Origin of the sequence: Amphritea opalescens (genome assembly GCF_003957515.1) — a bacterium.
In the GTDB taxonomy this organism is placed as follows: Bacteria; Pseudomonadota; Gammaproteobacteria; order Pseudomonadales; family Balneatricaceae; genus Amphritea; species Amphritea opalescens.
Genome location: NZ_RQXW01000018.1, coordinates 1 through 12,576, shown reverse-complemented (window position 1 = coordinate 12,576; position 12,576 = coordinate 1). Strand labels below are relative to the sequence as shown.

The following is a 12,576-nucleotide window of genomic DNA, read 5'->3' as shown; positions in this document are numbered from 1 at the left end:
GAGTGCTTTGAAGGAAGATCCAACTGATGAACCAAAACGACTTACTCAATACTACCTGCGCGACGATCCATGAAGCGCGTCAGGAAATGGCGAATCTGCTTGAAGCACGGCCCGCAAACTACTCGCTACCCCAACCGCTGTATAACGATCCGCTGATGTTCCGGATTGATGTGGAAGAGGTATTTCAGAAAGAGTGGCTATTTGTAGGTATGACCAGTGAGATCCCCGCCCGCGGCGATTACTTTACGGTTGAAGTTGCTCAAAATCCTGTGCTGGTTGTACGTGACGCTGATGGCAGTATCAACGCGTTTCATAACACCTGCCGCCACCGAGGATCTCGCATCTGCACCGAACACCGAGGCAAAGTCGCCAACCTCGTGTGCCCTTACCATCAGTGGACCTACGACCTAAAAGGTAACCTGCTGTTCGCCGGCACCGAAATGAATGAAAGCTTTGATAACAAAGAACATGGCCTGAAAAAAGCCTTCTGTAAAACCGCCGGTGGTTTTATCTTTGTTTGTCTAGGAAAAGACGAACCCGAAGGCGACTTCGATGAGTTTTTAACCACCCTTGAAGAGTACATGGCCCCTTACGATGTGGAGAACACCAAGCTAGCGGTGGAATCTAACATGTATGAACAGGCTAACTGGAAGTTGGTACTGGAAAACAACCGTGAGTGCTATCACTGTGCCGGCAACCATCCCGAACTACTGAACACCCTGCTCGAATGGGATGACACGAACGATCCTCGTGCATCGCAAGACTTTATCGATCATTGCCAACAACAGGCCGCTCAATGGGATGCAGAAGGTATTCCCCACGAGCACCGCAGCTTTGGTCCGGGTCTGCGCAACCGTATCGTACGTATGCCATTGAAAAAAGGCACCCAAGCGATGACCATGGATGGTGAAGCCGCCTGCACTAAACTGCTGGGCAGCATCAAAAATCCGCAGCTTGGCTCTATGCGTATTCTGCACCTGCCAAACTCTTGGAACCATATGCAGTCCGATCACTTTATCGTGTTCCGCGTGCTACCAATTTCGGCTCAGGAATCGATTGTGACCACCAAGTGGTTTGTCCACAAAGATGCGGTTGAAGGGGTTGATTACGATATAGAACGCCTGCGTCAGGTATGGGATGCCACCAACGATCAAGACCGAGTGCTGGGTGAAGAGAATCAGCGTGGGATTAACTCTGTTGGCTATCAGCCTGGCCCATACTCAGAAACCTATGAGTTTGGTATCGTCAACTTTATGGAGTGGTACAGCGACACCGTGCAAGGCAATCTAAAAAAAGGCTAAGCAGCCGCTCATTATCAAGCGTTAAATAAAAAAGGCTGATGTCTAACAACATCAGCCTTTTTTGTGTAACCGCGATTTCAACCAATGTCTCCGCAGGTTTAGCGGGTTATCCCTCCACAAGCATTAATCGACTAATCGTCCCTTAGCAGCAATTTAAACGCCGCCTGCACTTCAGGCAGCATCACTGTTTGTTTCGGCTCCAACTCAGCTAACAGGGCCGCAAACGCAGCGTGCGTCGATTCATCCTGCTGCGCTAACCATTGCAGCGCCACCTGACTGCACTGCTCGGGCGATACCTGTGGCTCGAGAGGCACGCCGACTTTAAGTAGATACTCAATGTAATCATCTTGATCAATCAACTCGGTGATCATCATCTTGCTGTTCTCCTGCACAACGGATAGCGATAAAACGGATAGTGATACAACGGGGTACACATGGCTAAAACGGTTTTTCTGACCTGATCGACACACCGCAAGGGATGCCTGAACCTCTATAGCCATCTATTAAAACGGAAAAAGCTGGCATAGCGCCAGCTTTTTAAGTGTTTAACCTAGATCGACATCATCGGTTTACAGTTCTGTTTTCAGCCCTTTATAGATACTGAAACACATCAACAGCAGAATCACGGTGAACGGTAACCCTGTGGTAACCGCACCGGCTTGCAATGCTTTCAGCGCTTCAGCGCCGCCACCATACAACAACACAGCGGCAATCAAACCCTGCAGTACCGCCCAGAAAATCCGTTGTGGTACAGGCGCATCCACTTTACCACCCGCGGTGATCGAATCAATAACCAGCGAACCCGAGTCCGATGAGGTGATAAAGAACACCAATACCAGAATAATCGCCAAGGCTGATGTAATCGCAGTGAATGGCAGGTTTTCCAACATTTGGAACATCGCCAGTGACACATCGGTCAGGCCGTTAGCCAGAGCGCCAGTTCCACTCTGCACTTGATCCAACGCCAAAGCACCAAACGCAGCCATCCAGATAGCGGATACGATAGTCGGAATCAACAACACGGCGGTCATAAATTCACGCACCGTGCGGCCTCGAGAAACCCGAGCGATAAACATGCCGACGAAAGGAGACCAAGAAACCCACCACGCCCAGTAGAAAACCGTCCAACCGTTATAGAACTTCTCATCTTCACGGCCAACCCAGTTACTCAGCGGAATAATATCGCTTGCGTAGTTAGTCACGGTGAGCACAAAGTTGCTAAAGAATCCGGTCACTGAACCCGCAATAATCACAAACAGCAACAGAATGCCGGCGATACCCATATTGATATTACTCAATACTTTTACGCCGCCTTCTAGACCACGAATAACCGACAGAATGGCGATCGCAGACACCGCTGCAATAACAATAATCTGTGTGGTGATATCGTTATCAATACCAAACAGAAAGTGTAAACCCGCAGCGGCTTGAGACGCACCTAAACCCAGTGAAGTCGCCAAACCAAAGATTGTCGCTAGCACCGCCACAATATCGATCACATGGCCGATAGGGCCCCAAACGCGCTCACCCAATATCGGATAGAAAGCGGAACGGATGGTCAGCGGTAAACCTTTGTTGTAAGTAAAGAAAGCCAAAGCCAATGCGACTACGCCGTAGATCGCCCAAGGATGAAGCCCCCAGTGAAACAGAGTTGCGCCCATCGCCGCAGCGGCAGCTTCAGGTGTACTCGGTGCAACATTTAGCGGGGTACCCCACCAATCGGTATAGTAGGCGACCGGTTCAGCAACACTCCAAAACATTAAACCAATGCCCATACCCGCGGCAAATAGCATAGAAAACCATGACATACGACTAAATTCAGGTTTGGCATCATCACCACCCAAACGTATACGGCCGACAGGTAAGATAATCATCAGCAAACAGAACAACACAAACACATTACCACCGATCATGAATAACCAGTCGAAGGTTTCTGTTGACCAAGAACGTGCGCCTTCAAGCATCACTTTCGCGTCAGCTGGGAAAGCCAGGGTTAGCACAATAAAAACAATAATAGCTAACGCACTGGTGGTAAATACGGGGTTGTGGATATCCATTCCCAACACCTGAACATTATCCTGACCGGCCTTATAATCAGAGGTATATTCCGCTGATTTTGGACCACTTTGAACTTTATGGTTCATAGAGTTACTCCAGATTCTTTTTTATAGAACTGTCAAACAGGGTGCAGATTACCAGTAAACCATCAGAGCCAACGGGTTTCATACTCAGCAACCTTACGTAACAGTGCCTGTATCAATCTCAGATTAAGAAGACAGTTATCACCTTCAACTAACAGGAGATAGCAGGTTGCATCGATATTACGAGTATTAGCCGATTAACAACTGACTCGTTACGACAGAAAAAACGACAAAATGCCTGTTTTCGACAGCGCAGTATACTAACGTAAAATAGGGGGCAATAATGAGGAATTGCAAAAAAAAACCACTTCGAAGCCGTGAATCCTCGAAGTGGTTAACAATGACCTGATAATAAAATCCGATGAAAGATTCTGCTTTGGGTCAGGCGGTTGTCAAAAAGCATATGTAACTAAGCCTGTTAATCATATAAAAGCCGCACTCAAGGCATCTCCCTTTTAGCGGCAGTTTTTAACACATTAACGACATTTAAAGGCTTATCATTAAGGGGTAACCCCATCAGGATTAGCGCAGGACGCCTTCCTCGATTAAGAGGTCAACAATCGCTTGTGCCTGCTCCTCTGGTGCCTCTTTTTTCATGATCCGGCCCCCTTCAGACTGTGATTTAGCCGTCGCCGCTTTAAAACGTTCAGCCGCGGTTTTAGCTTTGATCACTTTCAGTCGCTTGGGTCGTTTTCGGGCCACCGCTTCATCCCAAGACTGACGCACCGTATCCGTTTCAGCCTCTACAACCGTGACCGTCATGGCCGCGCGCTGAGCAGGACCGAAAGCACTTTGACGTGCCGCGGGGGCTGCCGTATCGATGCTGGCGATAAAGGGGAGCCGCACTTTTAGTGCACGACGCTGCCCCCGTGGTAACGCCTGCAATACTTCAGCGACACCCTCGTTAACCGACACAATATCTGCAACACGAGAAACAATGGGCCAACCGAGTTTTTCCGCCAATTGATATGGCAGCATCCCCGAGCCTTCGCCGCTTTCGGCCCGCACACCGGTCAAAACAATATCAGCCCCTGACTGCTGCAGTTGCTCACCTAAAGGCGCAACCGCATCCGCAGCAGGATCGAGTTGCAATACATTGATCGCTGCCAGCCCCATACCTGCATAGCTTCGCAAGCCCGGCTCTGCGGGATCACCCGCATGCAGGACCATCAAACCATCAGGGTTCTGTGCCGCAAGGGTCAGACCTAATTCAACGGCACGGCTATCTTGATCCGCACGACGCACCCGACCCGACTGTGGGTGTTTACCCACCGACACCAGGGTGACAATTTTTAGGTTTTCTAACTGTAATGAATTAGGCTGCATCCTGATCTCCCTCTACCGATTGCTGTGCACGAAAAGCCTGCACCTGCTTTATCAGTTCACCCAGAATCACTTCGCTATCGCCGATCGCGCTGAGCGACGCGCGTTTAACCATATCGCAGCCGGCATCGGTATTGATCGCAATAACCTTATCGCACTGCCCGATCCCCTGCATATGCTGGATCGCACCGGAGATACCCACCGCCAGATAAACCCGCGCGGTCACCCAGGTGCCGGTCGCACCGACTTGACGGAAACGTGGCATAAAGCCATCATCCACCGCCACTCGGCTGGCCCCTTCCGTTGCGCCCAACACGGACGCCGCTTGATGGAACTGCTCCCAATCATGGATGCCATTCCCTGCGGAAAGAATAAATTCAGCCTCCGCCAGCGCCACCGCATTCGGATCGACGGCCACAGGCCCTTGGTTCTGTAACTGAGCCACAACCGTCGGCACGGCAGTCAATGTCACCGGTAGCGCTTCATGCCGGGTTTCATCAATCTGATCCGCACACTCCTCGGCTAACAGCAGTAACCGTGGCGTTGCGCGGGTAATATCCATCGTGCCACCGGCACCACGACATACCGTTGTTTGATGATCCACCTGCCACGCCTGTGCTGCTGGGCGTTCATGCAATCGCGCCGCCAAACGAGAACCCAAATCGGTGCCACCATTAACACTATCGGGAAATAACCAATGTGTCGGTTGATACTCTGTATCGACCTGAACTAGCGCTGCCAATTTTTGCTCTGGGCAATAATCGTCATAGATGGCGTCATCAAGCAGTAACAGCCGATCCACACCGGCGGTATCGAAATGCTCCTCTTTGGATGGCCCAAAACAGACGGCTAATATCGCGCCGGAGCCCTCAATACCTGCCGCCAGTTTATGTGCCTGACCGATCACATCTTTATCATGACCCGTGAGTCGACCACCCACCATATCGGCCACCACCACGATATAGAAATCGGGGTTTTCAACCTGATGCAGCGGCAGCTGAACCTCTTGGGCTGCACTGCGTCGTCCTTTACCAGACGCCGCCGCATTACCTTTGAGGCGATCGATACGCTTAATACCGTTTGGTCCGATAAAACCGACGCGATGAGGATATTTACGTAATAAACCACTCGGTCCACGCACCTCAGCGGTAGCATCACTCACCAGCGTGCCATGTAACGGATGCAACCTGTTACGGGCGATCCATTCAGCCCGCGGATCACGTCGCACGATATCTAATACGTCATGAGAGGACATCAGTGCACCTCCTTAGCTAAGCCCTTGGCGGTTGGATCAACCAGTTGACCCACCAAGATCTCAGCAATATCTTTCACCTGAGGACGCGGCTCGACCACCCCTTCCAACATTGCGGTACACTGCTGACAACCCACCGCGATCAGCTCAGCGCCGGTCTCGTTAGCGTCTTCCATCCGCATATCGGCAATCCGACGTTCGCCTGGGATATCCGTGACCGGTGCGCCACCACCCCCGCCACAACAGCGGGAACGGAAACCGGAACGCTCCATCTCGGCAACCTCAATACCCATCGAGCGTAGCAGTTCACGAGGCGCTTCATATTCACCATTATAACGGCCTAAGTAACAAGGATCGTGATAGGTCACTTTACCGCCGACAAAGGGATCTAACTGTAAACGCCCCTGTTGTACCAATGAATTCAGGAAGGTCGTATGGTGGAACACCTCCACCCCTTCTAATGCATCCGAACCGAAATCATTATATTCATTGCGTAAGCAGTGAAAGGCGTGCGGATCGGTGGTGACAATGGTGCTGAACTTATACTGCGACAATACCGCTAGGTTACGCTTCGCCAAGTTTTGGAAAGTGGCATCATCCCCTAAACGACGGGCAACATCGCCACTATCGAGTTCTTCATCACCGAGTACCGCAAAATCGACCTTGGCTGCTTTCAGCAATTTCACAAAGGCCCGCAGAATACGCTGGCTACGCATATCAAAGGCACCATCGGACACCCAAAACAGCACCTCAGCTTCACGTACCTCTTTCATCAACGGCAGGTTTTGATCCGCGGCCCAATGCGTCCGGCTGGCTGGGGCATACCCATTAGGGTTATCCGTGGCAATAATGTTATCCAGCACTTCAGCACCCTTGTTGGGAGTACTGCCCTTTTCCATTGTTAGGAAGCGGCGCATATCAACAATGGCATCGACGTGCTCGATCATCATCGGACACTCTTCCACACAGGCCCGGCAGGTAGTACAAGACCACAGTGTTTCTGGGTCTAATAAGCCTTGCGTAATGATCTGATCCGGCCCACCTTGAGCATGACCAACCTCTTTCCCAGGATAGGGACTACCGGCATACTTGGCATCGCTGCCACCCGCTAGGCCGACCACCATATCTTGAATCAGTTTCTTCGGGTTCAGTGGCTGACCGGCAGCAAAAGCAGGACATACCGCCTCACACTTACCGCACTGCACGCAGGCATCGAAGCCGAGCAGTTGATTCCATTTAAAGTCGGTCGGTTTAGCGACACCCAATACACCACCAACCTCAGTGGCCAGCGATAGATCTACCGGTTTTAAACCTGTTGAGCGACCGCCACCAAACCGTTCTTGCCGCCGGTGAAATGCCAAATGCAGCGCCCCAGCAAAGGCGTGCTTCATCGGACCACCCCAGGTCATGCCAAAAAACAGCTCGCCCATGCCCCAAATAATCAACGCCGTCAGCACTAGGGTTAATAGAACCCCGCTGGTTTGTGCCATAAAACCATCAGACAGCACACCGGCCGCCGGTAGCGTCAACACAAAGAAGCCACCGGCAAAGGCCAGCAAACTTTTCGGTAGACGCATCCACGGACCTTTGGAAATCCGGCTAGGCGGATTCAAGCGACGTTTGAAGACAAACAGCGCGCCCACAAACATCAACGTCAGCGAGGCCAACAACGCCCATGCCAATAACTGGCTATCGATACCCAGCAGATGCACCAGCATGATCAACAATGCCGACAGGACAAAACCACCGCCCGTGGCCGCATGGGTTTTAGACATGTATTTGTCACGTTCGACAATATCATGCAGATCATGCAGGTAACGTCCAGGCATCGCCATCAGGCCCGCCACCAGATCAATCTGATCCGGCTGACCCGCACGCCACAACTTAACCCGACGTACAGCACCGATCACTGCCAGCAGCAGTGCCGTTGCAATCAATAAAGGATTTAACCATTCGAAACTCATACTTCACCCTCGTAACTCAGGCGGAGAGCAATGACTACTCTCATAATCTGACATACCCGTTTTTTCGAACTGAAACCGTAACGTTGATAAGCGTTATGAGCGCAGTAAGAGCAAGGTAAAAGCCGGCGGCAGAGCTAAGCATAGCCCTGCTATCTAAGCCGCCAACCTTTAACGCAGCTATTACAAACGCAATAGCTCAAACGGATTACAAGTCCTTGCACAACCTCAAGGCATCATACATCGCGGCATGAACGTTACGCTGCGACACACAGTCACCTAAGCGCCACAGAATCATGCCGTCGCCAGATTCACTCAATACTGGCTGTGGTTTGATATCAAACAGCGCCTCATTATTGATCTGACCTTTGTTACGTGATGCCTCTTTCAGGCCGTAATACAGTTCTTCGTTCGGGCGAGTACCGTTTTCAACCACCACCTGATCTACCACACGCTCTTCACGCTGTCCGGTGTATTCGTTTTCCAACACGGCGACTAAGTTATCCCCTTCGCGATAGACTTTTTCCAGCAAGAAGTCAGAGGTCATAATCACCTCTTTTTCATACAACGAACGGTAATAGGTTGGGAAAGTCGTACCACCAATGCCAACACCTGGCTTGATATCATCGGTTACAATCTCGACCAACGAACCTTTGGCTGACAGATAATCCGCCGCCGATAGCCCAGAGAATTCACAGATAGTGTCATAGATCAGCACATTTTTACCTGGCTCAACCTTGCCACTGAGAATATCCCAGCTAGACACAACTAAGCCCTCTTCAGCACCCCATTCAGAATTCTGATCGATGAACGGCCGGCCGCCCGTTGCGATAACACAGACATCCGGTTGTAGTTCATTAATCAGCGCTTCATTCGCCTCTATGCCTAAACGGACGTCAACACCGAGACGCTCAAGCTCCATTGCTAACCAACGGGTTATACCGGCAATTTGATCCCGCTGTGGTGCTTTAGACGCTAGGGTAATTTGTCCGCCGAGTTCCTCCGCTCTTTCCAGCAGAATAACTTCATGCCCCCGTTCCGCGGCAACACGGGCAGATTCCAGACCACCTGGTCCACCACCGACTACAACAACCTTACGAATCGGCCCGGTGGTTTTCTCAATAATATGTGGTAAGCCCATATATTCACGGGACGTCGCCGCATTCTGGATACAGAGCACATCGAGGCCCTGATACTGACGGTCGATACAGTAGTTAGCACCGACACATTGACGAATCTGATCCACCTGATCATTTTTGATCTTGGCGATAATATGTGGATCGGCAATATGGGCGCGCGTCATACCGACAAAATCGACATAACCGGCTTCGATAATCCGCTTCGCCTGATTAGGATCTTTAATGTTCTGGGCGTGAATCACCGGCACATCAACGACTTCTTTAATACCGGCCGCTAGATGCAAAAACGGCTCCGGTGGATAACTCATATTCGGGATAACATTCGCTAGGGTGTTGTGCGTGTCACAACCCGACCCAACGACGCCAAAGAAATCCAGCTCGCCAGTGGCATTGTAATAAGCGGCGATCTCTTTCATATTTTCATGATTCAAACCATCGGGATGGAACTCGTCACCGGTAATACGCATACCCACAACAAAGTCGCGACCCACTTCTGCCCGCACCGCTTTCAGCACTTCCATACCGAAACGCATACGGTTTTCAAAGCTACCGCCCCATTGATCGGTTCGCTTGTTAACCCGTGGCGACCAGAACTGATCGATAAGATGCTGGTGAACAGCAGACAGTTCAACACCGTCTAGGCCACCCTCTTTCGCACGACGCGCTGCCTGAGCAAAATCACCTACTACCCGCCAAATCTCTTCTTCTTCGATCACTTTACAGGTCGCGCGGTGAACCGGCTCACGAATACCGGAAGGCGACATCAGGTTGGGCCAGTTTTCACCATCCCAACGGGAACGGCGCCCCATATGGCTAATCTGAATCATGATCTTACCGCCGTGCTTATGCACCGCGTCAGCTAGATTCTGGAAATGCGGGATAATCCGATCAGTCGAGAGGTTGACCGAACTCCACCAGCTTTGTGGACTGTCGATTGACACCACACTTGAACCACCACAGATACAGAGGCCACAACCACCTTGGGCTTTTTCCTCATAGTATTTAACGTAGCGATCCGTGGTCATACCACCGTCGGTCGCATATACCTCGGCGTGAGCCGTACTGACAATACGGTTGCGAATAGTCAGGTTATTAATCTTTAAAGGCTCAAACAGAACATCAAACTGGGACATGATATCTCACCCCGATTACCATTAATTTGGAAGGATCGATTAGCTCATTGGCGTACTAATCGATCCCTTACACATAATAATTTTTATAAAAAGTAGCGCTAGACGCCGCTCATTAAAGTGCGATCTCTTGCACCTAAATGGTCGAATCATGCGTGGTTATTTACAGCGGTTTAACCTCAAAATAACCCACTTCACAGCCCTCTTCGGCGGCGCACTGTGTTTGTTCAGCTTGGGTGCGAACCGGATAGCCTAAACTCTCGGCGACCTGATCCAGCGCACCGGCAAACCAACCGGTAAACATATAATCGACTTTACGATTCACCTTGCCGTACTGATAAACGAAGCAGGAGTTTTCTAAACGAACGGTGGCAGTACCCGCTTCTACATCCAGCGCTTCGGTGATAAAGAATCCCCAGCCACGCTGTGATAGACGTTTCAGGTAGTGATGCCAGATATCCGCACCTTCGAGACCATGCTCTTCGGCTTCTTTTTCACACCAGTAATAGGCGGACTTATAACCCGCTTTATAAAGAATATCGGCATAACGTTCAGCACCGATCTCTTCTTCGATCCCCATATGGTTGTTCACAAAGAAGTGGCGTGGCACATACAGCATCGGCAGTGCATCGGTCGTCCATACGCCGGTTTCATCATCAACAACAATTGGCATTTCAGGTGCGTGTCCACTCATCATTCTCTACCTCAAAACTCTCTATTTATTCGGTTTATCTCAGCCGCTCGTGTCGGCTGAGCTATCTTTAATACTGTGATGCTGTTATTTAGGTCAGCGCGATTACTCGCCCCACACATCCTTCAGCAGCGTGACCCAGTTCTCACCCATAATCTTACGTACTTGGGTTTCAGAGAAACCGTTACGCAACAGCGCTTCAGTCAAGTTAGGGAACTCACCCACGGTACGGATACCCTTCGGATTAACGATCTCACCAAAGCGGGTTAAACGGCGGGCATAGCCTTTATCGTGGGTCAGGTATTCGAAGAAATCATGGCCGTGGCCTTGGGTGAAATCGGTGCCGATACCGATCGCATCTTCACCCACGAGGTTGTATATGTATTGAATCGCTTCAACGTAATCATCGATGGTGGCGTTAACACCGGCCTTCAGGAAAGGAGTAAACATGGTGACGCCGACAAAGCCGCCTTTATCCGCGATATACTTCAGCTCTTCATCGCTACGGTTACGGGGATGTTCTTTCAAACCCGACGGCAGGCAATGGGAGTAACAAACCCGCTGTTTGGATTCATCGATCACCTCTTTCGCGGTGTTCGGGCCCACATGGGATAGGTCACATAGCAGACCATGCTTGTTCATCTCCGCCACAATCTCACGGCCAAAACCGGACAAACCACCATCGCGCTCATAGCAGCCGGTGCCAACGAGGTTCTGGGTGTTGTAACACATCTGCACAATGCCGACGCCGAGATCTTTAAACGCCTTAACGTAGCCGATCTGATCTTGGAACGGATTGGCATTTTGAAAGCCCATCATCACACCGGTTTTACCTTCCCGCTTAGCGCGTTTGATATCTTCGGTGGTGCGTACCTTAATCAGCAGATCACTGCTCTCTTCGATCAGGTTATTCATCTCAACGATATTTTGTACGGTGCCTTCAAAGTTTTCCCAGAAGGCCACGGTGCAGTTCGCCGCTGTTAGGCCGCCTTTGGCCATATCTTCAAACAGCGCGCGTTCCCATTTGGCGCAGATCAAACCGTCGATAACAATGGCGTCTTTGTGTAGATCAGCTGCATTCATTGTCGATATCCTTATGAATCAGAGTTAAGGCCTCGGCACATCAAGCTCAGGCCCTCAGGTAAAAAGACCTTGGCGGCCTTTCATCATTAGGATCAGTGTAGTTTTTCGTGCAAAACAAAAAGGAGCTGGAAACGACTTACACACTACTAAAAGCGACGAGCAGAAAAGGATTTACTCAGAGCCCTTATGGTAGATGGGCAAAATAAGTGGTCGGCCTATCAACCATTAGGCTGACACCTCTGAGAATTGATCGATTTTTTAAACCGGAGAAAGAGTTTCGGTGCGGTTCGCAAAGCTCACCAGGCACCCTACGATGCATATCGGCCAAACACCCCGTAGGGTGTCGGTGAGGAACGAACCGCACCAATGGAAACAACCTTAATATCGAAAACCATCACTCAACCTTGGTGCGGTTCGCAAAGCTCACCAAGCACCCTTGTATCTCTCAGCGATGGATGATTAGCTATCTCCATTGCAAAGAAGTCAGTCAGTTTGGGAGCACCCTTAGCACTTTGATGCTGTGCCGTAGATTAAACCTGACTTCTTTTTTCTCCA

At 50.5% G+C, this 12,576-nt stretch carries 9 protein-coding genes; 1 reads left to right on the top strand and 8 read right to left on the bottom strand.

Annotated elements, in window-relative coordinates:
* The first annotated feature begins 26 nt into the window (after nucleotides 1-26).
* Nucleotides 27-1,301: an aromatic ring-hydroxylating oxygenase subunit alpha gene (locus EH243_RS15735; protein WP_126159624.1), complete on the top strand. Its 1,275-nt coding sequence runs from the start codon at nucleotides 27-29 to the stop codon at nucleotides 1,299-1,301.
* A 131-nt stretch (nucleotides 1,302-1,432) separates the two neighbouring features.
* On the opposite strand, the gene EH243_RS15730 is transcribed toward EH243_RS15735, so the two are convergent.
* The 8 genes from EH243_RS15730 to EH243_RS15695 all read right to left on the bottom strand — a co-directional run bounded on the left by EH243_RS15730 (nucleotide 1,433) and on the right by EH243_RS15695 (nucleotide 12,021).
* Nucleotides 1,433-1,801 carry a hypothetical protein gene (locus EH243_RS15730; protein ID WP_126159623.1) on the bottom strand — a complete coding sequence of 123 codons (369 nt, stop codon included), beginning with the start codon at nucleotides 1,799-1,801 and terminating at the stop codon, nucleotides 1,433-1,435.
* 69 nt (nucleotides 1,802-1,870) lie between these two features.
* Nucleotides 1,871-3,445 carry a BCCT family transporter gene (locus EH243_RS15725; protein WP_126159622.1) on the bottom strand — a complete coding sequence of 525 codons (1,575 nt, stop codon included), beginning with the start codon at nucleotides 3,443-3,445 and terminating at the stop codon, nucleotides 1,871-1,873.
* A 519-nt stretch (nucleotides 3,446-3,964) separates the two neighbouring features.
* Nucleotides 3,965-4,768: an electron transfer flavoprotein subunit beta gene (gene etfB / locus EH243_RS15720; protein ID WP_126159621.1), complete on the bottom strand. Its 804-nt coding sequence runs from the start codon at nucleotides 4,766-4,768 to the stop codon at nucleotides 3,965-3,967.
* On the bottom strand, nucleotides 4,758-6,020 hold the full coding sequence (gene etfA / locus EH243_RS15715; protein WP_126159620.1) for an electron transfer flavoprotein subunit alpha: 1,263 nt from the start codon (nucleotides 6,018-6,020) through the stop codon (nucleotides 4,758-4,760). The genes etfB and etfA overlap by 11 nt, the downstream gene beginning before the upstream one ends.
* On the bottom strand, nucleotides 6,020-7,981 hold the full coding sequence (locus EH243_RS15710; RefSeq protein ID WP_126159619.1) for a (Fe-S)-binding protein: 1,962 nt from the start codon (nucleotides 7,979-7,981) through the stop codon (nucleotides 6,020-6,022). Before EH243_RS15710 ends, etfA begins: the two co-directional genes overlap by 1 nt.
* Before the next feature lie 205 nt (nucleotides 7,982-8,186).
* Complete coding sequence (gene dgcA, locus EH243_RS15705; RefSeq protein WP_126159618.1) at nucleotides 8,187-10,250, bottom strand: dimethylglycine demethylation protein DgcA; 2,064 nt, start codon at nucleotides 10,248-10,250, stop codon at nucleotides 8,187-8,189.
* Nucleotides 10,251-10,410: 160 nt separating this feature from the next.
* Nucleotides 10,411-10,941, bottom strand: coding sequence for a 4-vinyl reductase (locus tag EH243_RS15700; protein WP_126159574.1), 531 nt, complete (start codon nucleotides 10,939-10,941; stop codon nucleotides 10,411-10,413).
* Between the two features lie 102 nt (nucleotides 10,942-11,043).
* Nucleotides 11,044-12,021, bottom strand: a complete 978-nt coding sequence (locus tag EH243_RS15695; protein WP_126159575.1) for a dipeptidase — start codon at nucleotides 12,019-12,021, stop codon at nucleotides 11,044-11,046.
* Nucleotides 12,022-12,576 lie beyond the last annotated feature (555 nt).